Origin of the sequence: Neobacillus canaveralius, assembly GCF_047237705.1 — a bacterium.
In the GTDB taxonomy this organism is placed as follows: Bacteria; Bacillota; Bacilli; order Bacillales; family Cytobacillaceae; genus Neobacillus; species Neobacillus niacini_K.
Map to the genome: position 1 here is coordinate 583,466 of NZ_JBDFLL010000001.1, position 25,269 is coordinate 608,734.

Sequence of the window (25,269 nt, forward strand, 5' to 3'; positions counted from 1 at the left end):
CACCTATCCTAAGAACCAGGGTATCCCAGGTTCCTTGAGATTGCTAGACTATATTGTTTCATTTTTTCAATTAATGTACTGTTGATTAGCGCCAGTGTCACACGATTACTTGGTCCAGAAATACTAAAGCTTGCAACGATTTTTCCTTTATGATCATAGATTGGTGCAGCAATACACCTTAAAACTTCTTCATTCTCGGAATTATCTAATGCATAACCTTGTTGCTTAACACTTTCAATTTCTTTTAAAAAGGCTTCTTTTGAGGTGATGGTGTACGGGGTCTTTGGGATAAACTCAGTATTTGAAATCACTTTTTCAAGATGCTCTGGGGTAGCGTCTGAAAGTAATACTTTTCCTACACCCGTACAATACATGGGAGCTCTGCTTCCAATGCGCGAATACATTCGGATGGTTTGATTACTTTCAATTTTATCGATATAAATCACTTCTCCGTGATCCTCTATGCATAAATGAACGGTTTCATTGACGTCTTGTGATAATTTCTCGAGATAAGGTTTTGCGGTTGTCACAATACTTGAGTTATTTAATAGATTCCTAGAAAGAAAGAGGACCTGTAATCCGAGTTTATATTTGTCTGTTTCTTCATCTTTTACAACATAATTCATACTTACTAAAGTAGCTAACAGACGATGAATTGTACTTTTTGTTAGACCAACCTGCTCTGTCAGACGTGCAATTTGAATGCCATCTGGGTACTCAGAAAGCTTGTTTAATATGGTTAGGGCACGTTCAATTGATTGGACATTAGACATGACAATCTACCTCTTTTATTGGGGATAATTAAATGATATTCTTTTTATATGTTCTTTATTATGGAACATCATTCTACTATATGATACGTTAATTAGAGGCGATTTGTAAAATCAATAATAATGTGAATTTTTAAAAAGGATGAAAGGATGAATATGATGAAAAAAATAAGTATTTTATCGAAACTGGCAGACTGTGGAGTTGTCGCTGTTGTAAGGGCAGATTCAAAGGAAGAGGCCGTTAAGATTTCTGAAGCCTGTGTGGAAGGCGGTATTCAAGGAATTGAGGTTACCTTTACTGTACAGGGAGCCGATGAAGTAATTAAAGAATTAGCTTCTTTGTATAAGGATAACGGTGATGTTGTGATTGGGGCAGGAACGGTTCTTGATGCTACGACAGCTAGGATTGCGATTCTAGCAGGAGCGGAGTTCGTTGTTAGTCCTGCGTTTGATGCAGAAACTGCAAAGCTATGTAATCTTTATCAAGTGCCATATATGCCAGGCTGCATGACAATCACTGAGATCAAACAAGCACTAGAGGCTGGCGTTGATATCGTTAAATTGTTCCCTGGAAATGCATTTGGTCCAGATTTTGTGAAATCCGTCAAAGCACCACTTCCACAAGTAAACATCATGCCAACTGGTGGAGTAGATTTAAATAACGTAGAACAATGGATCAAAAACGGATGTGTCGCTGTTGGAGTAGGCGGCAATTTAGTAGCACCTGCCAAAACAGGAGAATACGAGAAGATCACCGAATATGCGAAGCAGTATGTTGCTAAGGTGCAAGCTGCTAGAGAAGCTTAAAATGGAGTCAAGGAGTCAATGGGGACGGTTCTCGCGGTCCAGTTTTGGTAGACAATGGGGACGGTTCTTAGACAATGGGGACGGTTCTCATGGTTTAATTTTGGTGAAAATTAGGTATTGATAATGAGGAGGAACTAGACAATGGGGACGGTTCTCATAGCCCAGTTTTAAAAAAACTTAGGAATTGATTAATGAGGAGGAACTAGTATGATACCAACGAATTTAAAAGACACTGTTACCTTACATAATGGTGTGAAAATGCCATGGATGGGATTAGGCGTTTTTAAAGTAACCGACGGGGAAGAGGTTATCGAGTCTGTAAAGGCTGCCATAAGGAATGGATACATTAGTATCGACACCGCCTCTTTTTATAAGAATGAAGAAGGTGTTGGACAAGCCATTAAAGAATCTGGTGTTCCCCGTGAAGAATTGTTTATTACTACAAAGGTTTGGAATGCCGATCAAGGCTATGAATCAACCTTACAGGCCTTCGAAACAAGTCTTAACAAGCTAGGGCTTGATTACTTGGATCTTTATTTAATTCACTGGCCTGGGAAAGATAAATACAAAGAAACATGGAAAGCTTTTGAAGAGCTTTATAAACAGGGGCGTGTGCGTGCTATTGGCGTCTGCAACTTCCAGGTTCACCATTTAGAGGATTTAATCGCATCTGCCGAAATTAAACCGATGGTCAACCAGGTAGAGTTCCATCCACATCTAACACAAAAAGAGCTTCTAGCCTATTGTAAAGCCGAAGGGATTCAACTTGAAGCGTGGTCTCCATTGAAACAAGGTCAACTTCTAAATCATCCTGTTCTTGAAGATATTGCTCAAAAATACAATAAATCCGTCGTCCAAGTTATCTTGCGCTGGGATCTTCAACATGGGGTTGTTACCATTCCAAAGTCTGTTAAAGAACAACGAATTATTGATAACTCAAATGTTTTTGATTTTGAATTATCTGCAGAAGATATGGAAAAAATCGATGGACTCAATGAAGACAGTCGTGCAGGATCACATCCGGATACAATGAGTGTTGGTTTTTAATTAAATGAAGTATATGAAGCACGGGGACGGTTACGGCGGTTCTCGTGCTTCTTTTTTATGTAGTAGCATTGATTGGCCCCCCGTATTCGGAAAACAAGGTTTACCGATATGAGAGTCGTAGATAATGGTCTTGTTGGTTTTAATGAAAGGGTATTTTCAAATTTTATTGTTGTTTTTCGAGCAGATTTAAACTTAGACTATTTCGATAGGTTGCTGATTCGGACCAAGGCGGCTTCGGAATTACGAAACGAGTCAGAAGGGGATCAAGGTTCTGACAGGGTGAATTAGAGGCCTCAGTTTATCTTTTATTTAAATCAACCGATTAATTAGTAGCTGGTTTTGTCGATAAGTGGTCGGGGGTGTAGGATAATAGTTTTTATTGACAGGATAGAGAAAATAAAGGGAAAAACTAGATTATTTCCTCGACAATATTCACCTTATAATGCGTTATAACTTCGTCTAACCAATTGGTTAAGAAACCATAGGGACAGTTCTGCCGGCTTTTTTCGCCAGATTTACCAATGGCGTTACCATGAGAACCGTCCCCGTTGTATTTTTGTATTCTTAATGCTTAAATATAAACTGTTCCAAAGCATATGCGACCCCGTTTTCGGCATTGGAAAGTGTTACGGTTTTGCAAAGTTGTTTCACTGCTGGGTCTGCATTCCCCATGGCGATGGAGAGTCCAGCTACTTTGAGCATAGGGATGTCATTAAAGCTGTCTCCCATCGCCACGGTATCATCCATAGAAATACCATAATAGTCAGCCATGATTTTCAGGGCATTTCCTTTATTTCCATCCTTATCCATAACTTCAATGTTCATTGGACCCGAAGAAGTGGCGGCAGCTCCGGAAATATTGTTAAGGTACGCAGCCAACTCTGACTTTTTCTGTTGATTTAAAGTAAGGATAAAGAATTTTTGAACTTTCAAGTCTTCTCTGCCAAACAATTCATGATAATCATGAAAATACTTATTTAAATCAGATTGCTGTGGCTGTTCTGTAATCCTTTTAAAGAGGTCATCTGAGAGGCCATCCACTTTGATGGTATCCCCTTGTAGGTTAGTGTTCACTCGCTCCGACCAGTCGTCAGGTACAAAGATTCCCTGATTGGTATAGATGCGATAAGGAGCCCTCACGTCATCTAATTGTTTTGCGATTTGCATGATATTATCCCGACTCATAGAAACGGTTCCTAACAATTTTCCTTCAGCCTGAACAACCGTTCCGTTACTTCCTGCCAAGGGGCAAGAAAGCTCATATTTTTTAAGGATTTCTTGAATATCTTCAGGGGCACGTCCAGAGCATATCATCACGATATGTCCCTGGCTTTGTGCCTTTCGTATTGCCTGCACATTTTCCTGAGTAATGTAAGTATGCTGAGACAATAGAGTACCGTCCAAATCAATTGCAATTAGTTTCATATCTGTCACTCCTCATTGAAAAATCTTTCACGACCACTACTTGGAATGGTCTTGATTCATTATGTATGGTATCCGAGATACACAGTAGCATCACGTACCTATATTGTTTTTTGTAGTTCTCAGTAAACACATAATGCTTGACCACTTAAAAGCAGTCAAGCATTACTATAGCATATAATCGATTTGTTTATTTGTATGGATGAACGAATATGATTGCATTTGGCTAAGATCTTTTGGTTCCAAAGCTACAATAATTAGCTGATTTTCTTCAAAACATTACCGTTTTGTGATTCGTTAGTTCCTGTTTTTTTTACAAGAATATAAGTAATGGCGAATGAAGTACCGATTGCAATGGCGATTCCTATTAATGCATATGGGAAGTATGGTCCAACATACGCGACTAAACTTACGATACTTGAAAGGATATAGCCATAAATTCTAACACCCATTGTAGCAAAGAATGTGGAAGCTACTGCACTACCAATCGTACATGCGATAAACGCTTTCTTGTTTTTAATCAATACACCGAATAAAGCTGGTTCTGTAATTCCTAGAAGAGCTGAAACACTTGCTGAAAGTGCAATCGTTTTTTCTGTCTTGCTTTTTGCTTTGAAAAACATTGCAAAGGTGGCACCTGCAATCGCCATATTTGTCATAAACATCATAGGCATCAGCATGTCGAAACCTTTATCGGCAAAGTTTTGAAGTGCAATTGGAGTGATTGCGTGATGGACACCGAATACAATTTCAATTGGTCTTGTTGCACCCATCACAATACCCGCTAAGATAGGTGAAATATCAAACAATCCTTCAACCATAGCCGCGATTCCTTTTCCTACGTAACTACCCAATGGTCCAGATACGATCAACGCAAAAGGGAGCGCAATAAATAAAGTTAATGTAGGGGTAAACACAGTTCTCAACACGTTAGGCATATATTTATCTACCCATTTGTGAATATAGCTTAATGCCCAAACCGATAAAATGACAGGAATAACATTACCGGCATAATTTATGACTGGTACTGGTAAACCAAGAAAATGAAATTGACTAATCTCACCTAATTTAGCCGCATCATTTAAGGTTGGATACATAAAGCCAGCTGCGATCGCAATGGCAAGATATTGATTGGTTTTAAAAATTTTCCCAGCGGAAGCAGATAAGAAGAATGGCAAGAAATAGAAGACGCTGCTTGCTACCAAGTCTAAGATTTTTACTGTTTCAGTGTCCGCTGATAATACCTTTAATGCAATAAGTCCGGCAATAAGCCCTTTAAGCATCCCGGCACCCGCGATTGCAGGAACAATTGGTCCGAATACACCTGACACAACATCAAATAATCGTGCGAAGAAACCTTTTTTCTTATCACTTGCTTGCTCGTTTTCTTCCTCTCCTTCGATCCCTAGTTCATCTGTTAAAACTGTATAATATTTTTGCACATTTGTACCAACGATGATTTGATATTGATCGCTTTGTAGTTGTTCTCCGATAACTCCCTGTAACTGTTTAACTTTATCATGTTCTATTAATGATTGATCATACAAATCAAAACGCAGCCTAGTCATGCAATGCCAAGCCTTCTTAATGTTCTCTCTACCACCGACATAATCGATGATTTTTAGCACAGTATCTTTTTCTTTCACTGTTACTTCATCCCCTTAAAATGAATTATTTATAAACTTCCAAAAATAATCGATGCTAAATTGCAATTCGAATTGACACGCCAATAATAGCATAATGAAAAACACTTTGAAAACGGTTTAAAAAAACCAAAAAATTAAATAAAGCCTTATCAAATCAAGGTTTTTCCTTTATACTTTTTAAAAATTGGTATGGTAAATTGCTTAAATAAAACTACTTCCCATACCAAATTGACGCTGCTATTTTTACTATGTTTTAATTTAGATATAAATTGCTTCGATTTGACAAAATGCAATTTAAAAAGAGAGGAAGAATCACAGTTGGAACCCACAATTATAACAGATATAAAATCATATGTGACTAATCCGCGTAGACATAATCTTATTGTAGTTAAAATAGAAACGAATAAAGGCATTTATGGATATGGTTGTGCAACATTTCAGCAACGACCATTAGCCGTTCAAACGATTATTGATGAATATTTAAAACCGCTACTAATCGATCGCGATGCAAATAATATAGAAGACTTATGGCAAGTAATGATGGTTAATTCTTATTGGAGAAATGGTCCAGTGTTGAATAACGCTATTGCTGGTGTGGACATGGCTTTATGGGATATCAAAGCCAAATTAGCAGATATGCCTCTTTACCAAGTATTTGGAGGGAAGTCAAAAAACGCGATTGCGGCTTATACGCATGCGGATGGATTAACACTCGAAGAACTTTTTTCTAATGTTGATCAATTAATCAAGAGGGGATTCCGCCATATTCGTTGTCAATTAGGTTTGTATGGTGGCAAAAATCACAATATGCACTTAACAGAAAATTTAAGTGAGGGAGAATACTTTGATCAAGACATCTATATGAGAGATGTCGTGACGATGTTTAAGGCATTACGTGAAAGATATGGTTATGAAATTCATTTTCTTCATGATGTTCATGAAAGACTTTTTCCTAACCAAGCCCTACAATTGGCAAAGGATCTTGAACCATATAAGCTTTTCTTTTTAGAAGATATTTTACCTCCGGATCAAAATGAGTGGTTATCTCAATTACGAGCACAATGTACGACACCTATCGCAACAGGGGAATTATTTAATAATCCAACTGAGTGGAGAAATCTGATTGTCAATCGTCAAATCGATTTCATTCGTTGCCATGTTTCCCAAATCGGAGGAATTACACCGGCCCTAAAACTCGCTGCACTATGTGAAAATTTTGGTGTTCGAATTGCTTGGCATGGCCCATCTGATATGACTCCTATTGGGGTTGCGGTCAATACGCACTTAAATATTCATCTTCATAATGCAGCCATTCAAGAGATTCAGGAACCAGATGAAAATACCAAAAAAATGTTCCCTAACTCTGTTGAAGTAGTGGATGGATATATTTATCCTCTTGAAGGAGTTGGGATCGGCGTGGAATTTAATGAAGACATGGCCAAAGAATATCCAGTCATTTATCGTAAACATGAATGGACCCAATCACGAATTCCAAATGGTACGATACACACACCTTAAAATATATATCAAATACCTCTAGAGCATTTACGCTTTAGAGGTATTTTAATAGTAATGTGATAAAATAAATTCATTCTTTTATTTGAGGTAACTACTATGAACAAACGTGATTTCATTGCGGATGATATCCTAAGTAAGATTTATCAAAATAAATACAAAACTGGTGAAAAAATGCCTACAGAAAGGGATCTTGCTGACCAATATGAGGTATCGCGATATACCATTCGAGAGGCGTTAAAAAAACTTGTTAATATTGGATGTATTAAAATTGTTCAAGGATCAGGAATTTTCGTGAACGAAACAAGATATAAAAGTCCATTAATTTATAATTCCTTAACCGAAAATAAATTCAAAGATATACAATCGAAAATTATTTATTTGAAAAAGATTGTACCCGATAAAAACTTAGAAAAGATTTTTGATATAAACGGACAACACGCAAAATTATGGGAATATAAGCGAGTTCGGATTGTTAACTACCACAAAATGCAAATTGAAACCACAAGATTACCTTTTTCTTATTTTCCAGATCTAAATGAAGAAGAAATAAAAAAATCTGTACATGATTATGTACAGCAATGTGATTATCAAATCTCTCACTTCATTACAACCTATACTCCTGTAAATATTACGAAAGAGGATGCTGAACTTCTTAACTGTAAAAAAGGGGTGGCCGCCATGAAAATTATTAATAGAGGAATTCTTCAAAATGGTAAAGTGTTCGAATATAGCGAAATGATCAATTTGGATTATTCGGTTTCTTACTTTACACCTTTTAACCCTCACAGTCACAAATACAGGAAAAAGTAAAAACTATGCCTGTAATCAAAACTGTAAACTGTGGGGACGGTTCTGGTGGCTTTTTTTTGCTAGATTTACCCATTGTGAAACCATGAGAACCGTCCCTGCAACACACCTGCAACACACGACAAGATTTTTTCAAGAAAACAGGTAAAGGTTCTTTTTTAATAAGGTTTTAAGGCATTTTTAATCAAACGTTTGATTAGTAGATTTCGAGTTAATTAAACGTTTGATTAAATTTACATTAGTGCTTGTTAATACTGCGTTTGTTCCTCTTTAGCAGGGAGAAAATTGTTGAATAGATGATGTAGTGAAAATAGGTTATTTTATATAAAGGAAGGGGTTTCTTGCACTATGGTGTAGGAGACCCCTTCTTTAATAAAGCTGTTTTCCTATCCAAAAAAATACAAAAAGATGTGGAGTAATCCTCCACATTCCTTTTGTTTACTTTAGTATTCTCCTTTAATAACAAAAAACGAGCCCCGAATGGTTCCAGCTAGTTTTGACTTCTGCCTGGCAAACTTAAACTTAGCTTCTAACTCTTGTGGTACTTCCATCCCCTCAGAAAGCTTAAAACCAACGGCCCGTTTCGGCTTAAGGCCATCAAGCGTATACAGGACGTTGACTGCAAGACCATCTTCATAAAAGACGAATGCCCAATTGATATTTTCCACTTGGAAACGTGCTGTTTCTAGTGGTTTGGCCGCAAACTCAATATTACGTTCTTCTTTCAAAATTCGATTCACGTAATCAATGGTTTCGCAGGACTCGCTAGCTGGTATAACTGTAAATTCATGCTTGTATTTATTCATAAAATAACGGGCCTCATTGGCGCGTAAGCCAGCAAGTGCATCTGCTACAGGTGAAGACTCTAAACCAACCGTAGACACATTTTTAAAATCAACAGTATAGGACAATTCCAACCCTCCTTTTATTTTCGAACAACAGGAATCCATACTTCACCAAATACTAAGCCATTTCGCTGCCCCATCTCAACCGTTGCATTTGGCCCACCAACATAAGCAAAATCCTTTGCTTCTGGCAAGACTTGACCAAAGGCGATGCCAGTTAGCATATTGCTCAACTCTTCAGACGTTTTCGCTTCCCCTTTCACAACGAGGTATTCCCCTTTTGGAAATTGGATTACTCTAGTTGCTTCTGGTAACGATTTCTCTGTCATGACGCCTGCATAGTGCATCATCTTGTTATTTACCGCTTCATTCACGGCAAAAATAAAATCATTTGCGGCTACGGATTTTAATGTTTCAAGCGTTCCATTTTGTATAACAGCGCACCAAAAGTCAGCCTTTTCCTTCGTTATGCCAGCATAGTCTGTGTAATGGCTCTTAAGCTCCGTTCCAAAACCTAAAACGGTAAAGCTGTCTTTTTCTTCTAGGATATATTCTGCCATAATAAAAAACCTTCCTTTTTAAAAATTTTATTCAAGGATTTGTCTTTCCACTTGATGAGTTTATAATAACCTTAAATCATGTCAAAAAGTGATACTGTTTAGGAGGTGCAAAGCTGAATGAAAAAAATTGAACGGATTAATATCATCATGCGGTATATTAACAATCGTGCCCACTTTACCATTTCTGAAATCATGCGGGAATTTAACATCTCTCGTTCGACAGCAATTAGAGATATCAAAGAAATTGAAGCAATGGGGATGCCGCTTGTCGCTGAAGTTGGTAGGGATGGTGGTTATTTTGTCATGAACAACTCTGTCCTTCCCACTGTTCGCTTTACCGATAATGAGATTAAAGCTCTTTTTATTGCCTTTATGGCCACAAGAAATCAACAACTTCCTTATCTAAAGAGTCGTCAGTCTTTAGCTGAAAAATTACTAGGACTCATCTCAGAAAACCAGCAAGAGACCCTAGTTGTTTTAAATCAAATCTTGCTTTTTGAAGGAACAAACCCAAATAATCCCGATCTGCTTGAGCTTTCAGACCTTCCCCACCCCATGTTAGAAAAACTCATCCATATCCTTCTTTTGGATAGATATTTATTGATCACTATTAAAGAAGAGAAGGTAATAAAGTCTTATCCGATTTATCTCTTGCATCTTTATCGTGAAAGAAGTCTGTGGCTGATTGAAGGTTTTGACTTAAAGGAAGAAAAGAAGCAGATTTTTAATGTCGACAATCTCACCAATGTCGAGCCCTACCCGACGAAAAAAAGACTAAGTAAGAAAAAGATAGTAGAAAAACTAAGTAAGCTGGAAGAAGTAATCAACCTTGTTCTTGAACTTGGACCAAAAGCGATTGCTCAGTTTAAAAAATACCACCCTTTAAAAGTATCACTTTCCTATACGAATCCATACCAGGCCACAGCCATTCTAAAGACTTACATCAATGTTAATAATCCTGAAGAATTGACCGAAATGACAAGTTGGCTGCTTTTCCTAGGTGGGGATATCAAGATCAGGGAAGTGCCAGAAGAAGTTTTAGAAGTTTTACAAGAGAGATTACGTTTATTTTGCTCATAAGCAGTGCAGTTAGGGGGCAACCAGTGGGGACGGTTCTGGTGGCTTTTTTACTGAATTACCCATCGTAAAACCGTGCAAAACCTTGAACTTGAAAAGGATAGTAAGAAAATTGAAGTGATTGTTAAATGGAAAGGGGATTCAGTATCAACTAGGAGACGTTATAATTGAGGAAGCTTTGAACGAATTTCTTAATGAAGGAATGAGAATAGAAATGGATAAACGAGATCTAGTTCAATATTTTGTTGTAAATCAAGACTTAAAAATGTCGACAGGTAAAACAGCTGCACAAGTGGCTCATGCTGCAACTCTAAGTACGATTAACCTGATGTCCTCACAATCCCCTTTTCATGAAAAGCATGAGGATTTCGTGGAATGGGTACAGAGTGGAATGAAGAAAATTATTTTAAAGGGTAAACAAACCGAGCTTGAAAAGTTAGAGAAAAGAGGATTTTTTAGTATTCGTGATAGTGGATTAACCGAAGTTAAATCGGGTTCTTTGACTGTTATTGCACTTCCTCCGATGGAAAAATATGAAGCGAAGGAAATAGTGGGACACTTAACTCTCCTTAAAAACTAAGAATCGTCCCCTTGGTATTCGTGGTATTCCCCTTTTATGCCTATAAATAGTATATTTTAGAATGTGTATATTAGATTATTATTAAGGGGTTTTATGAAGGAGATTACGAGTAGTTTAAATAAAAAAATATATTATATTGTGGCGTGGACTGTAATCGCTATTATGATATCTGGTTTGTTGATTGATAACCCGCGTTTTTGTGAATTCGGAGTTGTTTACATATCCCACAGTATTCTGGTGCTTATTCTGTCTGTGTGTTTACTGCTTTATCCCAGGAAGAGTACGGCCATTCTTTCAATTCTCGTCAATCCTCGCATTCATTTACTCTAGAAAACCTATGATAATACTAGGTTTCTATCTCAACTAAACAAGCGTTTGATTGGATTTTTTATTGACTGACTTTGTCGAAATAAAGACCCTCCCTAATCTATGCGGTTTCAGAAGAATGGGAACTAACGTATGCGCATAACTATGAAAAATCTCGTTCATCTTATTGAACGAGATTTCTGTAGTATAACAAATTAAATTAATTGATAGTCTGATCATACGTTTATTTGAATAATGTAAAGTGTTTATTCATGAAGTTCTGAAGAATAGACTTGGATAAATTTTTTACAAAATTCCCATCTTGTATTTCAAGCAAATCTTTTGAAAGCAATAGCTGATCTTCTGTTTTTATTCTTTTAATTTTTGCACAGATACGAATAATCTTTTTTACTAGACGCGGATGTTCCTTGGATAATTCATGATGAATAACCCAATGGGATAGGTCTGTTTGAAAAAGTAAAATCTTAATGTTTATCTTATTTTTATGTAGAAACGTTAATGAATAAACGATGTCACTTTCAGAGCCAATTTTACTTTCCTGCTTAAGTACACCTATGTCCTTTTCAAACATAATGACTAAAATCTCTTTCACATTCATAGCTTACTCCTCTGTATTTAAGTGGTGTATATTTAAAAATTGAATAGGTACATTCTTTAGTAGGGAAATGAATTTTCCTTTAAGAATAACAAAATTACCCTATTAACAATTTTAGGTTGGCAAAGATTTGTTGGGTCAACAGAGTCTTCAACAATCATAAATTGACTGTTTACTAGATTGTCACTAATTTCTTTGTTTTTCTTCACAACGCTTTTTATTTGGTCGCCTACAATAACCAAAGTAGGTGTATCAAGTTTCTTTAAATCCTCTAATAAATTTATATTAAATACTTCTACCATTTGAATCGTCAGGTCCTTTGCTCTACATGACTCGGAAATCGATAATAATTGCTGTTGGGCCAATTCCCATTTATGATAAGGATCAATGTAAGTCAAAGATTTTCTTAACAGTTTTTTGGGGAACCAGGAAGCTAATACGACACATGCTCCTAATAGTGTTAGTTTTATTTCCTCTGCATCCTTCGGAAATGTTTGTCCATATGTATCAATTAGTATCATCTTACTTACTTTATCAGGGTGCCTAATGGAGAATACCTGTGTTACGATTCCGCCATAGGACAATCCGATAAAGACAGCCTGTTTAATTTTTAAGTAATCCAGTAAATTTAATATGGAATCTACGTGTACATCTAAATAATTTAGCGTGTTTACAGACGTAGACTTGCCATTTCCTTTTAAGTCCACCGTTATGGTCATAAAGTGTTGGGATAATTCCTCAACCTGAGGATGAAACATATGATGACTTCCACCAATTCCGTGTAAAAAAATGATAGGGTAGCCGTCACCATTAATCTCATAGTAAAGACCATCGTAATAATTTTTGTAGGTCATTTTCCATTTCCTTTTCGATATGGTTAATATACATTAATTGTGTTAATTTTTTACATTTTTGGATATTAATATTTTAAAGTAGTAAATAGTAAAATGTAAAAACATATGCTCAAAGACGCGAGTCTATTTACCTACAATTAAGTATAAGTACCGTCTTATTCGGTTAAATAGCTAAATGCTAAAAGAGTAGCAATTACTTATTTTAAGAGTGGTAAACACGAATTTCGATCGGGGATAAAGGTCGTTTTTTGTATATAAATATCCGAAATGATATTTAGGTATTAAGTTAAAATAAAATTATCAGAAAGCAACTGGATAAGTGGTTGGTCAAGTAATTGAACGATGGGAGAGAGAAATGGATGGGAAGAGAAATACAGAAGTTTATGATTAAGCATCCGACAATGGAGGATGCGCAAGCGATTACTGATTTGGTATCATTGTGTGATATCGAAGACATCGGTGAGCCGGATATTACATTGTCGGATGTACTTGATATGTGGAATTCCATTCAAATTGATACAGATGCATGGATTGCTCTTTCTGAAACGAATGAAGTCATTGGGTATGGTTTTGTTGAGGTAACCGGTGCAAACAGAATGGATACGTGTGTTTTTGTCCACCCACAATTTAAAAATCAAGGAATTGGTTCACTTTTACTAACGAAAGTGGAGGAGCGAGCCCATGTTCTAGCGAAAGGGAGAGAGGGTGAGCAAAAGTTAATGAACCAAATTTCTTTTACCAATCATTCTGCTAGAAAATTGGTTGAGGATAGGGGATATCAATTCAGCAGGTTATATGAGCGAATGAAAATAGAGTTAGAAGAGAAGCCCAGCCAGTACCAATTACCAGAGGGAATGACGTTACGACCTTTTCAACCCGATCAGGATGAAGAAACTCTATTCTCAATCTACGACGAAACCTTCCGAGATGCATGGGGGTATACTAAGAAAGATTTCGCTACTTGGATTTCTCAAAAAAAGGGAGACGGGTACGATCCAAGTCTTTGGTTTATTGTCTGGAAGGATTCTAAGCCAGCAGGATTCCTCATGAGTAGAATGCAGGATGATGGATTATTTATAGATTTGTTAGGTGTAAAACGTGAATATAGAAAACATGGAATTGGTAAGGCGCTGCTCCTTCACACGTTTGGAATCGCCTACCAACGGAATCAAAAAACGATTCTTTTGTATGTAGACAGTGATAGCCTAACCAATGCTAATCGGTTATACCAACAAGTGGGAATGAAACCTCACTCACAAACTGCGGTTTATATGAAGGAACTTATTGATTAACCATTTTAATGGGGAAATCTTAATAAATATATTATTATTTTAATTATGAGGCAAATCGAGCAGAAAAAAAGGGGTTAAAGTATTGGATAAGATTGCTGTTATTTCAGATATTCATGGGAATATTCCTGCACTAGAATCAGTCCTTCAAGATATTAGAACTAGAGGAATTAAGAGAATTATTTGTTTAGGGGATTTAGTTGGGAAGGGACCACAATCGAGTCAAGCAGTGGATATGATAAAACAATATTGCGAAATCACGGTCAAAGGTAATTGGGATGATTTTATCACAAGGCCAAATGAATCAGAAACAATCAAATGGCATCAAAGTCAATTGACGTCTCAGCAAAACCATTATTTAGAATCACTCCCATTTTCATTTGAATTCATCATGAGTGGAAGATTGATCAGAATGTTCCACGCTTCCCCAAGAAGCTTATATGATAGGATTCAGCCATGGGACTCAATAGAGTCTAGATTAAGCTTATTTGAGAACACACAACATACCCAAAATATAGTGGGGATAAGGGAACCAGATGTTATTTGTTATGGAGATATACACAATGCATATATTCAGAATTTGGAAGGGAGAACCTTATGTAATGTAGGGAGTGTAGGAAATCCCCTTGAAATCCCACAAGCATCCTATGCCATTTTGGAAGGAAAATATGGGGAGGAAGAAGTGGGGATTTTCTCAATCCAACTTATTCGAGTTCCTTATAATATTGAATTGGCCATTAACCTTGCAAAAGAAATTGGGATGCCTGAGCTTGAGCCTTATATCAAAGAACTAACTACTGCTAAATATCGTGGCTTACACAATGTACACAATGGGGACGGTTCTTGATGCCACTTCTGGAGTTTATGCAAGGGGAAAAGATTGATTTATAGGGGAAATATACAATGTTAATCAATCATTTAATTAAATTCCATTCTGTAGAAAATATAATAGAAAAGCAAAATCGCTTCATGGTTTAAACCATTAGTGATGTTGCTTTTATTTATAATATAGGATATTTTGACGAATTATTTCCCTGAAAATGATGAATATTGGAGTATCCTGTAGTCCTAAGGGGTGTCGGTGGTTATTTACTGAAATACACAACAAAAACCATATTCATAAATTACGATAAATGATGCCAAAATGGGGCTCTACCTGCAAATCCCTTCAGCCTACGTTAATAAAACATTTGTTTATCAACCTAACCAACTTAGCACACTCCATAAACAGTTCTACGGCCTTTTGAAATTGTATCTGTCTGGATTAATAATTGCCCTTCTTGTAGTATAGTTATATGCTTTCTTTTACTAACAACAAGAATCTAGGAGGATAAGGTTTGTATAAATTAGTCGCAATCGATATTGATGGAACGCTGATGAATGATCGAAAGGAAATTACAAAAGAAGTAAATGACGCGATTCAAGCTGCTAAAGCTAAAGGTGTAAGTGTGGTAATCTGTACGGGGAGACCAATCGTTGGTGTCCAATCGATTATTGAGGAATTGAAGTTAAATGATGAAGATGACTATGTGATTACCTTTAATGGTGCCCTTGTGCAAAATACTCACACCAAAGAGGTAGAATCCCAAATCACTTTAACTTATGAAAACTTAAAAGAAATATACGAATTAAGCCAAAAGATTGATTCACCTCTCCATTTCTTTGATACAGAAAATCTTTATACACCGAATCGAGACATAAGCCGATACACTATTCATGAAGCCCATATAAATGGAATTTCTCTCCATTATCGGACAATTGATGAGGTACCAAAGGACATGCTTATTCCGAAAGTGATGTTTATCGACGAACCGGAACGTTTGAATCAAAACATTGCAAACATCCCTGAGTCATTCTGGGAAAAATATACGTTCGTGAAAAGCACTCCGTTCTTTTTAGAAATTCTTGACCCAAGTGTCAGCAAAGGAAATGCAGTCAGACTACTTGCCGAAAAACTTTCGATTAAACAGGAAGAAGTCATCTGCATTGGGGATGGCGAAAATGACCTAAGTATGATTGAGTATGCTGGTTGCGGAGTAGCAATGGCTAATGCAGAATCTGTTGTAAAAGAAGCGGCTCAGTTCCATACATTATCAAACAATGAAAATGGAGTTGCCTATGCGATCGAAAAATTAATATTGGAAACGAAGTAGTCAACAGAAGTAATTTTACTTTTTTTCATAAATCGAGTTAGGATAGTAAAAAAAGAATGAAGAGTCGGAAGATAACCGACTCTTCATTCTTTTTTTATCTAGACGGGCTCCATTTTGCCCTTCCTTGTATATTATATGGTGTATTGCAATCTAGGTCTCAATGCAAACGAAAGGAAGTGTTACAATGGATAATATGATTCCGTCATATACTATGGGGGCTAATGTACTTCCCCAGCCTCAAATGCATTATGGCTATGCGGCTCCTTGTGTTCAACCACGTGGATGCGACAGTTTTATCATTATAATCGTGTTGTTTATTTTATTAATCATTATAGGTGCTTTTGTTTTCTGCGATTAACAGGGGATACAATTACGGTTTTCTTAAATAGGCTCATTCAGGATACGAAGAAGGGGGAGACGAATACATTCGTCTCCCTCCAATTATTTGCAGGATTAATCTTTCCGAGTTTCGTTAAGTTGGACGCTTTCTATTAGTTCTATTTCACCCCAGTCCATAAGATTGTTTCTTTTCACTTCTTCATAAATTTTTGAATGTATTACATGATTATTATTTTCTTCATTAGCTGTTCCTTTTTCCATACTATACCACCTCTACATATAGTATGTTTTAAAAACGATAAATTACACATTGGGTCTCGTTAAAATCCCTTCAGATATTGGTTAAAACATAGGTTCCAACATAAACAGCATTCACTTTATTTTTATATCTACCAACAACTGAATATTACAAAAAAATTAATAATTTGTTTATTTGCACAAAAAACTAAACAGTTTTTTATTAATTTTACCAGTTGTTTTATTTGTAAGACAATTATACAATAAAACCTGTAAGCGTTTACTAATAATTATTTAAAAATTCCAACTACACCTGATTTACTGCAATAAAACAATCATATGAAGGATATTCGCTATTTAGATTCTAAAAAAATCGTAAACCACTTGTTCATTTGCCTAAAATAGTCTGGATAAACTCTACCTGCACATTCTACGATCTTACATAATTTTTATGAATTTAATTAATGAAAGAGCGAGAGGAGTAAAAATAATGTTTAAACCAAATGGGGTCATTCCTGCATTAGTCACACCTTTAGATAGAAATGGAAACTTGATGGAAGATGCTTTACGAAAAGTAATTGATTACACCATCGAAGGTGGTGTTCATGGATTATTCGTTCTAGGAAGCAGCGGCGAAATTTACGGTCTAACGCCAGAGCAGAAGCGCAGGGTTGTAGAGGTAACAGTCGATCATACTGCTGGAAGAGTTCCCATTTATTGCGGAGCTAGTGAGATTACTACTAGAGACTGTATTCAAACCGCACAAATGGTAGAAGAAATTGGCGGTGTTGCTGCGTTATCGGTACTAACTCCGTATTTTATGTCACCAACCCAAACGGAATTAGCACAGCACTTTAAGGCAATCGCCAAGTCTACAAATCTGCCAATTATCCTTTATGGGAATGAAGCTCGTACACAAGTGAAAATTGATGTGAAGACTTGCGAAGAACTAAGTAAGGTTGATAACATAATCGGAATTAAAGATAGCAGTGGAGATATGACAAAAACGGCTGAGTACTTACGGGTAACCCCTCGTGAATCATTTTCCGTATTACTTGGACGCGACACACTCATTTATGCAGGTTTATGTCATGGTGCTACTGGTGCGATCGCGAGCACAGGAAATATTGCCCCTAAATTGGTAGCCGATATTTACAATACGTTTGTTGCAGGTGACTATCAAAAATCACTAGAATTGCAGTTTAAACTTGCTCCACTACGTTTAGCCGTGGATAAAGCAACGTTCCCTGTTGTGTTAAAAGAAGGTTTGAGAATGGTAGGAATTGATGTGGGTTATGCATTTGCTCCTGCAGCGGAGATGAATCCAGAAAGTAGAGAGTTATTAGCAAATGTTTTAAAAGATCTCGAATTGTATCAAATCTATTAAAAAATTATCTCCCTTTGGAAGGAAGAAACAACTATGCCATTATTATATGTTGCCTTAGCAGTTGTCCTTTTACTAATTTTGATGATTCCTTTAAAAATGAACGGGTTCATATCGCTGATCTTGACTTCTATATTTGTTGGTTTTCTCGTAGGAATGCCAGTGGAGCAAATTTGGGAAACCATTGGTGATGGTCTTGGAGGCCAGCTGTCGGGTACTGCTCTTATTGTTGGTATCGGAGCTATGCTTGGAACAGTTATTGCTGATGCGGGTGCAGCACAGCGGATTGCTACTACCTTGGTAGACAAAATGGGGATTAATCGTGTTCAGCTTGCGATATTAATTACTGCCTTTATTCTTGGCGTTACCATGTTCTTTGAAGTAGCTTTTGTGTTATTAATCCCGCTTGTATTCGTTATTGTTCGTCAAACAAAGTTAAATCTTTTATGGGTTGCCCTGCCTATGTCAATCGGGTTATCTACCACTCATAGTTTTCTTCCGCCACACCCTGGACCTGCAGCTGTTGTTGGTGTGTTCGAGGCTGATATGGGATTAACTCTTTTATACGGTTTAATTATTGCTATACCTGTAGCGACTTTCATTGCCTATACCTGGACTAGACTTCCATTTTTTAAAAAAATTAACCCGGATATTCCAGAGGGTCTTGTTTCAAACAAACAGTTTAAAGAAGAAGAAATGCCATCCTTTGGAATCAGCGTATTCGTTGCTCTTATTCCGGTAGTCCTTATTGCCATCGATGCTGTTAATACCTTATTTTTACCGGAAGATAATGGATTCAGACATGCTATGAGTTTCATCGGTGCATCAGAAACAGCCTTATTAATTAGCCTCTTAATCTCTATGTGGCTACTGGGACCAAGAGTTGGTCGTCCATTATCAGACATAATGAAGTCTTGTTCCAATGCTGTTAAGCCAATGGCAATGATTCTTTTGGTTATTGGGGCAGGGGGCGCATTTAAGCAAGTATTAGTTGATGGTGGAATTGCTGATTATATCAAAGCGATAACAGATGGATGGGCTATGTCCCCAATCATTCTTGCTTGGCTCATTGCAGCTCTCTTACGTATTGCTCTTGGTTCAGCAACGGTTGCCGTTATGACAGCTGCTGGAGTGGTACTGCCAATCGCTCAAGCGTCAGGAATACCGATGGAATTAATGGTACTTGCCGTTTCATGCGGAAGTATTGCTTTCTCTCATGTAACCGACCCAGGTTTTTGGATGTTTAAGGAATTCCTTAACTTATCGGTGGCGGATGCCATAAAAGTTAGAACAACCTATACTACCGCGCTAGGTATCCTTGGTTTAATCGGTGTTTTAATCTTAAACGCCTTCATAGGATAAAAACTTACTAAAATTAAAGGAAGTACTAAGCTGCTTCCTATAAAATAATACAATATTTAATTGGAGGAATTAAAAATGAAAATTGGATTTATTGGATTAGGAATTATGGGTAAGCCAATGAGCAAAAACTTGATCAAGGCTGGATATCAACTGATTGTAAGTGATTTCAATAAAAATGCAGTGAATGAACTTGAACAATTAGGTGCAGAAGTAGCAGCAACACCTAAAGAAATTGCAGAAAAATCTGATATCGTCATCACGATGCTTCCAAACTCTCCAAATGTGAAACAAGTTGCTTTAGGTGAAAATGGATTAATTGAAGGTGCACATGAAGGATTAGTTTATATCGACATGAGTTCCATCGCACCAGCTGCTTCACAAGAAGTGTATAAAGTGTTGATTGAAAAAGGCGTAGACATGGTAGACGCACCGGTTAGCGGTGGAGAGCCAAAAGCAATTGATGGAACAATTTCTGTAATGGTCGGCGGTAAGAAAGAAGTATTTGATAAAGTTAAACCAGTTTTAGAAGCTATGGCAGGTTCAGTTGTTCTAGTTGGCGAAATTGGAGCTGGTAATGTTACAAAATTAGCCAACCAAGTTATCGTTGCGTTAAACATTGCAGCTGTCTCAGAAGCATTTGTACTATCACAAAAAGCCGGCGTAAATCCAGAAGCAGTATTTGAAGCAATCCGCGGCGGATTAGCTGGAAGCACAGTCCTTGAAGCAAAAGCACCAATGATGTTAGATCGTAACTTCAACCCAGGATTCCGTATCAACCTGCACATTAAAGATTTAACAAATGCAATGGAAGCAGGTCATGAAGTAGGAGCACCACTACCATTAACATCAGCAGTTTTAGAGATGATGTACGGATTAAAAGTTGATGGTCATGAGTTTGATGACCATAGTAGTCTATTAAAATACTATGAAAAATTAGCGAATGCAGAGGTTTCTTGTTAAATTTATTGAAAAAGGCATCAGAGAGAACGTGGCTTTGCGTTCTCTCTTTTATAAAAACTAAATCATTTTGATTGGAGACATTCCCATGAATACAGTTGAGAAAGTGATGAACGCTACTCCAGTTGTGACTGAAATGGAAGTATATCCTGTTGCAGGCCGTGACAGTATGTTATTAAATCTTAGCGGCGCACATGGTGCATATTTTACTAGAAACATTGTGATTCTAAAGGACAGCAATGGTAATGTCGGTGTCGGTGAAGTACCTGGCGGCGAAGCAATCCGTAAAACCCTTGAAGATGCTAGAGCTATCGTAGTCGGTTCATCCATTGGTCAGTATAACAATATCTTAAATAAGGTTCGAAAAGAATTTGCCGGACGTGATTCAGCAGGCCGAGGTTTACAAACATTTGATTTACGGATTACCATTCATGCGGTTACTGCCCTTGAAGCAGCTTTATTAGATCTATTAGGGAAGCACTTAAATGTTCCGGTTGCAGCTCTTCTTGGTGAAGGCCAGCAGAGGGATAAAGTAAAAACTCTTGGTTACCTGTTCTATATTGGCGACCGTAATCGGACTGATCTTCCATATTATAGCACTCCGGATTCTGAAGTGGATTGGTATCGTGTCCGCCATGAAGAGGCTTTAACACCGGAAGCGATTGTACGTTTAGCTGAAGCTTCACAAGAACTTTACGGCTTTAAAGATTTTAAGCTAAAAGGCGGCGTTTTAGAGGGGAAAGAAGAAATCAAAGCCATTAAGGCATTAAAGGAAAGGTTCCCGGATGCTAGAATTACCCTTGATCCAAACGGTGCTTGGTCATTATCAGAAGCGGTTGAGCTTTGCAAAGATATGCACGGAATTCTAACCTATGCAGAGGATCCTTGTGGTGCCGAAAATGGTTACTCCGGCCGTGAAGTCATGGCTGAGTTCAGAAGACAAACCGGTCTTCCAACGGCAACCAATATGATTGCTACGGATTGGCGTCAAATGGGTCATACGATTTCGCTGCAATCTGTTGATATCCCGCTTGCAGATCCACACTTTTGGACGATGCAAGGTTCTGTCCGCGTAGCGCAAATGTGTAATGAATGGGGACTAACATGGGGATCTCACTCGAATAACCACTTTGATATCTCACTTGCCATGTTTACCCATGTTGCAGCTGCTGCTCCGGGTGAAATTACGGCGATTGATACACACTGGATTTGGCAGGAAGGCATTGAACGTTTAACGAAGGATCCATTCCAAATCGTTGATGGGCACTTGAACATTCCGGATAAGCCAGGTTTAGGTGTAGAAGTAGATATGGAGCAAATCCTAAAGGCACATGAAGTATATAAAAATTTGGGGCTTAACTCTCGTGACGACGCAGTCGGTATGCAGTTCTACATCCCTGGCTGGAAATTTGATAATAAGAGACCATGCCTTGTTCGCTAAATGATATTGGGGTGGCTATGAGGGTCAATCTTCTTTTTTTTAAACAATTAAACTCATTAAATGTAAAGGACAGATTATGATGAAGTTTGTACTAGCTCCCGATTCATTTAAGGAAAGTATGACGGCGAAGAAGGCTGCCCTTGCAATGGAAAAAGGTGTAAAAGCCGTTTTCCCTGATGCAGAATGTGTCATTGTCCCCATGGCGGACGGCGGGGAGGGAACCGTTGAATCTCTCGTTAGCATGACAAATGGAGAGATGATTAAGACAGAGGTGCTCGGACCACTAGGAGAAAGTGTCGTCGCAGAATACGGTCTCTTGGGCGAGGGGCAGACTGCTGTTATTGAGATGGCAAGTGCGAGTGGATTAGAATTAATTAAGCCGGAAGATCGCAATCCCTTATTAACCACTTCTTATGGAACCGGACAATTAATTACACATGCATTAGACAAAGGTGTCAGCCGGTTTTTAATCGGAATTGGCGGCAGTGCTACCAATGATGGAGGGGCAGGAATGCTCCAAGCACTTGGTGTCTCTTTTAAAGATGAAGATGGTAAAGAACTCTCGTTTGGCGGCGGTGCATTGAGTCGTTTGCATAGGATTGATGTAAGCGGGTTGGATCAAAGAATTAATCATGTAAAATTTGATGTAGCTTGTGATGTCACCAATCCACTAATCGGTGAAAATGGAGCGTCAGTTATTTTTGGTCCCCAAAAAGGAGCAACCTCTGAAATGGTACACGTTCTGGATCAAAACCTAGCTTATTTTGCTGATGTTATAAAAGAGCAGTTAGGTCAGGATATTGCCTATATCGATGGTGCTGGTGCTGCGGGCGGACTTGGTGCGGGGTTAATGGTCTTCTTAAATGCCGAGCTGAAAAAAGGAATTGACCTTATCATTGAGTACACGGGACTGGAGGAACAAGTCAGAGGAGCAGACTATGTTTTTACGGGAGAAGGCAGTATCGATGCCCAGACATTGTATGGCAAAACTCCTTACGGGGTCGCGAGTGTAGCTAAAAAATACTCTGTACCTGTTATTGCGTTTGCCGGCAGAATTGGCAATGGAGTGGAATCGCTATACGATAACGGATTTAATGCCATTATTGGAATCCTAAAAGGTGTGACTACATTAGAGGAAGCATTTGATTCCGGAGAAGCGAATTTAGCATTTGCGGCAGAAAATATTTGCCGAGTCTTGAAGATATAGTGATAGTGTAAAACGCTGTTGAGCTTTCGCAGCGTTTTTTCCGCTGGTGAAATAGGACTGAAATATAATATAATGGGCTTACAAAATTGCAAAAACAAGGAGCCTAAAAATGGACGAAACTCCTAAAAAAATCATAGTTGGATCAGTAAATCGTACAACTTTATCCAAGCAGGTGGTTGAAAGTATTATTCAACTATTGATTAGTGGTCAGATGAAACCTGGAGATAAACTTCCTACGGAAATGGAACTAATGGAAATACTTAATGTCAGCCGTCCCGTGTTACGTGAAGCACTCAGCTCTCTTGAATCATTGGGTGTGATTAACCGAAAAACACGCGAAGGTACTTTTTTTAATAATAAAATTAGCAGCCATCCCTTTTCCATTATGTTATCCCTTGCACATGATAATCTGCAAGCATTGGTAGAAGCGAGAATGGCATTGGAATTAGGTTTAATTACCATTGCGGCTGAGAAAATTAGCGACGAAGATCTCAAAAGATTAAAACAAACCATTGAAATCATTGAAAACAATAAAGACCAAAACTATGGCGAAGCCGATATTGAATTTCATCGGATCATCGCCTTAAGTGCCAATAACCAGATTGTAGAGGGAATGGTAGATTCATTAATTGTCACTCTTGTCAAAATCGACAGTGAAATAAAAGTCCGAGAACCAGAACGAACCATCGAGCATCATATGGCGATTTACAAGGCATTGGAAAAAAGGGATCCGTTCGAGGCGTTTCATCAAATGTATCTACATCTTGATTACGTCCGACATAAAGTTTTAAAGTCACGGTAAGAGAGCAATGGGAGAGCAATGAGCAATGGGGACGGTTCTTGTGGTCTTAATAACCATGAGAACCGTCCCCATTGCACGTTAATGAACAACCACAAACCGTTTCCGATTCTTTACTTGGTAGAAGATAGCAACGGCCCATAATCCGATAATGAAAGTGTAAGCTAGCGCTGCTAAAGAAACTGGTAGTGCAACTGTTTTAATAATGGTCATGGAGTTGGTAAGGATAATAAATCCACCCACTAATACTCCTAACATATACGAAGGAACGATTCTTACAAGCCAAGCTGCTATAGGAGCCGCAATCACTCCGCCAATCATAAAAGCGATGACCCATTGCCATTGGTACTGATCCACCCCTAGAAACAAGATGAATCCTAATGTCGCTGATACCGCAATGGCAAATTCACTCGTATCCACCGTTCCAATGACTTTTTTAGGGGAAATCCCATTTTTGGCAATCAACACGGGTGCAGTAATAGGCCCCCATCCTCCGCCGCCAACTGCATCAAAAAAGCCTCCAACCATACCAAGTGGTGTTAAGAATTTACTTGAAATGGTGGAACCTTGATTCTTAGAAGAATGATTGAAAAATAGAAATCGGATTAGAATGTACAATCCTAAAACTATTAGAAATACTGAGATAAACGGTTTGATCTTATCTCCAGGCAGACTGCTTAGAAAAGCCGCCCCTATAAATGCACTAATTGCACCAGGGATGGTTAGTCTCCATAAAATCCTTTTATCAACATTTTTAAACCATAGATGTGAAGCGCCAGATGCCGCAGTGGTTGCAATTTCAGCCATATGAATGGAAGCAGAAGCAGCTGCTGGTGCTATCCCGAACATTAATAGTAATGAGGAGGATGTGGCACCAAATCCCATTCCCAAAGAACCATCAACTAGTTGGGCCAAAAACCCGATTATAGAAAAAATAATTAATTTATTCATCCTCAACCCCCTCAATACCGAGTAATCTTATATGGATTATAAGTTATGCCAGAAGTTTTGTAAATGCTTATTTTCTGAACATTTTTAATAAGTTATTTTTAGTGGAATTGAAAGGGAATCAGACATGGAAAAGCCAATGTTTCAACCTATGAATACAGTGGCTTCTTTTTATAATCTGAATCTATTAAAATGTAATGGATTACATTTTAATAGATAGTAGAATCATTCAAGTAAATCAGCTAATTTATTTTATTATAAATTTTTATATTGACAGATTATTTGGAAAACATTACTA

Annotated in this window: 26 protein-coding genes; 17 read left to right on the forward strand and 9 right to left on the reverse strand. The window is 37.7% G+C overall.

Annotated elements, in window-relative coordinates:
* Positions 1-8: 8 nt before the first annotated feature.
* Positions 9-773 carry an IclR family transcriptional regulator gene (locus tag ABC255_RS02820; protein ID WP_412991254.1) on the reverse strand — a complete coding sequence of 255 codons (765 nt, stop codon included), beginning with the start codon at positions 771-773 and terminating at the stop codon, positions 9-11.
* Between the two features lie 156 nt (positions 774-929).
* Between ABC255_RS02820 and ABC255_RS02825 the strand changes: the two genes are divergently transcribed.
* From ABC255_RS02825 to ABC255_RS02835, 3 genes are all read left to right on the forward strand, one after another.
* On the forward strand, positions 930-1,577 hold the full coding sequence (locus tag ABC255_RS02825; protein WP_412998464.1) for a bifunctional 4-hydroxy-2-oxoglutarate aldolase/2-dehydro-3-deoxy-phosphogluconate aldolase: 648 nt from the start codon (positions 930-932) through the stop codon (positions 1,575-1,577).
* Positions 1,578-1,787: 210 nt separating this feature from the next.
* Positions 1,788-2,624 carry an aldo/keto reductase gene (locus tag ABC255_RS02830; protein WP_412998465.1) on the forward strand — a complete coding sequence of 279 codons (837 nt, stop codon included), beginning with the start codon at positions 1,788-1,790 and terminating at the stop codon, positions 2,622-2,624.
* A gap of 108 nt (positions 2,625-2,732) precedes the next feature.
* Positions 2,733-2,912, forward strand: a complete 180-nt coding sequence (locus tag ABC255_RS02835; RefSeq protein WP_412991255.1) for a hypothetical protein — start codon at positions 2,733-2,735, stop codon at positions 2,910-2,912.
* A 276-nt stretch (positions 2,913-3,188) separates the two neighbouring features.
* Here the strand turns inward: ABC255_RS02835 and ABC255_RS02840 are convergent, their stop codons facing one another.
* Positions 3,189-4,049: a Cof-type HAD-IIB family hydrolase gene (locus ABC255_RS02840; protein ID WP_412991256.1), complete on the reverse strand. Its 861-nt coding sequence runs from the start codon at positions 4,047-4,049 to the stop codon at positions 3,189-3,191.
* A 254-nt stretch (positions 4,050-4,303) separates the two neighbouring features.
* Positions 4,304-5,692: a PTS transporter subunit EIIC gene (locus ABC255_RS02845; RefSeq protein WP_412991257.1), complete on the reverse strand. Its 1,389-nt coding sequence runs from the start codon at positions 5,690-5,692 to the stop codon at positions 4,304-4,306.
* Positions 5,693-6,010: 318 nt separating this feature from the next.
* On the opposite strand from ABC255_RS02845, the gene ABC255_RS02850 reads away from it, so the two are divergent.
* Both ABC255_RS02850 and ABC255_RS02855 read left to right on the forward strand, forming a co-directional pair.
* The gene (locus tag ABC255_RS02850) at positions 6,011-7,210 is read left to right on the forward strand and encodes an enolase C-terminal domain-like protein (RefSeq protein ID WP_412991258.1); all 1,200 of its coding nucleotides are present in this window, start codon (positions 6,011-6,013) and stop codon (positions 7,208-7,210) included.
* A 96-nt stretch (positions 7,211-7,306) separates the two neighbouring features.
* Positions 7,307-8,020 carry a GntR family transcriptional regulator gene (locus ABC255_RS02855; RefSeq protein ID WP_412991259.1) on the forward strand — a complete coding sequence of 238 codons (714 nt, stop codon included), beginning with the start codon at positions 7,307-7,309 and terminating at the stop codon, positions 8,018-8,020.
* A gap of 440 nt (positions 8,021-8,460) precedes the next feature.
* Here ABC255_RS02855 and ABC255_RS02860 read toward each other — a convergent pair whose 3' ends face one another.
* Complete coding sequence (locus ABC255_RS02860; RefSeq protein ID WP_412991260.1) at positions 8,461-8,928, reverse strand: phage tail protein; 468 nt, start codon at positions 8,926-8,928, stop codon at positions 8,461-8,463.
* A gap of 14 nt (positions 8,929-8,942) precedes the next feature.
* Complete coding sequence (locus ABC255_RS02865; protein WP_412991261.1) at positions 8,943-9,422, reverse strand: GyrI-like domain-containing protein; 480 nt, start codon at positions 9,420-9,422, stop codon at positions 8,943-8,945.
* Between the two features lie 117 nt (positions 9,423-9,539).
* Here ABC255_RS02865 and ABC255_RS02870 point away from each other — a divergent pair, with 117 nt between their 5' ends.
* Both ABC255_RS02870 and ABC255_RS02875 read left to right on the forward strand, forming a co-directional pair.
* A complete protein-coding gene (locus tag ABC255_RS02870) occupies positions 9,540-10,502 on the forward strand; it encodes a helix-turn-helix transcriptional regulator (protein WP_412991262.1) in 963 nt (320 codons plus the stop codon).
* Between the two features lie 118 nt (positions 10,503-10,620).
* A complete protein-coding gene (locus ABC255_RS02875; RefSeq protein WP_412991263.1) occupies positions 10,621-11,079 on the forward strand; it encodes an aminoacyl-tRNA hydrolase in 459 nt (152 codons plus the stop codon).
* A 550-nt stretch (positions 11,080-11,629) separates the two neighbouring features.
* Here ABC255_RS02875 and ABC255_RS02880 read toward each other — a convergent pair.
* Positions 11,630-12,004 (reverse strand): hypothetical protein, encoded by a 375-nt coding sequence (locus tag ABC255_RS02880; RefSeq protein ID WP_412991264.1) that lies wholly within the window; start codon positions 12,002-12,004, stop codon positions 11,630-11,632.
* A 56-nt stretch (positions 12,005-12,060) separates the two neighbouring features.
* On the reverse strand, positions 12,061-12,855 hold the full coding sequence (locus ABC255_RS02885) for an alpha/beta fold hydrolase (RefSeq protein WP_412991265.1): 795 nt from the start codon (positions 12,853-12,855) through the stop codon (positions 12,061-12,063).
* 359 nt (positions 12,856-13,214) lie between these two features.
* On the opposite strand from ABC255_RS02885, the gene ABC255_RS02890 reads away from it, so the two are divergent.
* From ABC255_RS02890 to ABC255_RS02905, 4 genes are all read left to right on the forward strand, one after another.
* A complete protein-coding gene (locus ABC255_RS02890) occupies positions 13,215-14,147 on the forward strand; it encodes a GNAT family N-acetyltransferase (RefSeq protein ID WP_412991266.1) in 933 nt (310 codons plus the stop codon).
* An 82-nt stretch (positions 14,148-14,229) separates the two neighbouring features.
* The gene (locus ABC255_RS02895) at positions 14,230-14,991 is read left to right on the forward strand and encodes a metallophosphoesterase family protein (RefSeq protein ID WP_412991267.1); all 762 of its coding nucleotides are present in this window, start codon (positions 14,230-14,232) and stop codon (positions 14,989-14,991) included.
* 490 nt (positions 14,992-15,481) lie between these two features.
* The gene (yidA, locus tag ABC255_RS02900) at positions 15,482-16,297 is read left to right on the forward strand and encodes a sugar-phosphatase (RefSeq protein ID WP_412991268.1); all 816 of its coding nucleotides are present in this window, start codon (positions 15,482-15,484) and stop codon (positions 16,295-16,297) included.
* 241 nt (positions 16,298-16,538) lie between these two features.
* Entirely contained in the window at positions 16,539-16,655 is a 117-nt protein-coding gene (locus tag ABC255_RS02905; protein ID WP_412998466.1) for a YjcZ family sporulation protein, read from the forward strand.
* 95 nt (positions 16,656-16,750) lie between these two features.
* Here ABC255_RS02905 and ABC255_RS02910 read toward each other — a convergent pair whose 3' ends face one another.
* A complete protein-coding gene (locus tag ABC255_RS02910; RefSeq protein WP_412991269.1) occupies positions 16,751-16,897 on the reverse strand; it encodes a hypothetical protein in 147 nt (48 codons plus the stop codon).
* A gap of 466 nt (positions 16,898-17,363) precedes the next feature.
* Between ABC255_RS02910 and dapA the strand changes: the two genes are divergently transcribed.
* The 6 genes from dapA (at position 17,364) to ABC255_RS02940 (ending at position 24,026) form a co-directional block, all read left to right on the forward strand.
* Positions 17,364-18,260, forward strand: coding sequence for a 4-hydroxy-tetrahydrodipicolinate synthase (gene dapA, locus ABC255_RS02915; protein ID WP_412991270.1), 897 nt, complete (start codon positions 17,364-17,366; stop codon positions 18,258-18,260).
* Between the two features lie 33 nt (positions 18,261-18,293).
* Positions 18,294-19,619: a gluconate:H+ symporter gene (locus ABC255_RS02920; protein ID WP_412991271.1), complete on the forward strand. Its 1,326-nt coding sequence runs from the start codon at positions 18,294-18,296 to the stop codon at positions 19,617-19,619.
* A 75-nt stretch (positions 19,620-19,694) separates the two neighbouring features.
* Positions 19,695-20,579: a 2-hydroxy-3-oxopropionate reductase gene (gene garR / locus ABC255_RS02925; protein ID WP_412991272.1), complete on the forward strand. Its 885-nt coding sequence runs from the start codon at positions 19,695-19,697 to the stop codon at positions 20,577-20,579.
* Positions 20,580-20,664: 85 nt separating this feature from the next.
* Positions 20,665-22,017 carry a glucarate dehydratase gene (gudD, locus tag ABC255_RS02930; RefSeq protein ID WP_412991273.1) on the forward strand — a complete coding sequence of 451 codons (1,353 nt, stop codon included), beginning with the start codon at positions 20,665-20,667 and terminating at the stop codon, positions 22,015-22,017.
* 79 nt (positions 22,018-22,096) lie between these two features.
* On the forward strand, positions 22,097-23,224 hold the full coding sequence (locus ABC255_RS02935) for a glycerate kinase (RefSeq protein WP_412991274.1): 1,128 nt from the start codon (positions 22,097-22,099) through the stop codon (positions 23,222-23,224).
* A 109-nt stretch (positions 23,225-23,333) separates the two neighbouring features.
* Positions 23,334-24,026: a FadR/GntR family transcriptional regulator gene (locus tag ABC255_RS02940; RefSeq protein ID WP_412991275.1), complete on the forward strand. Its 693-nt coding sequence runs from the start codon at positions 23,334-23,336 to the stop codon at positions 24,024-24,026.
* A 78-nt stretch (positions 24,027-24,104) separates the two neighbouring features.
* On the opposite strand, the gene ABC255_RS02945 is transcribed toward ABC255_RS02940, so the two are convergent.
* Positions 24,105-24,974: a sulfite exporter TauE/SafE family protein gene (locus ABC255_RS02945; RefSeq protein WP_412991276.1), complete on the reverse strand. Its 870-nt coding sequence runs from the start codon at positions 24,972-24,974 to the stop codon at positions 24,105-24,107.
* Positions 24,975-25,269: the final 295 nt, after the last annotated feature.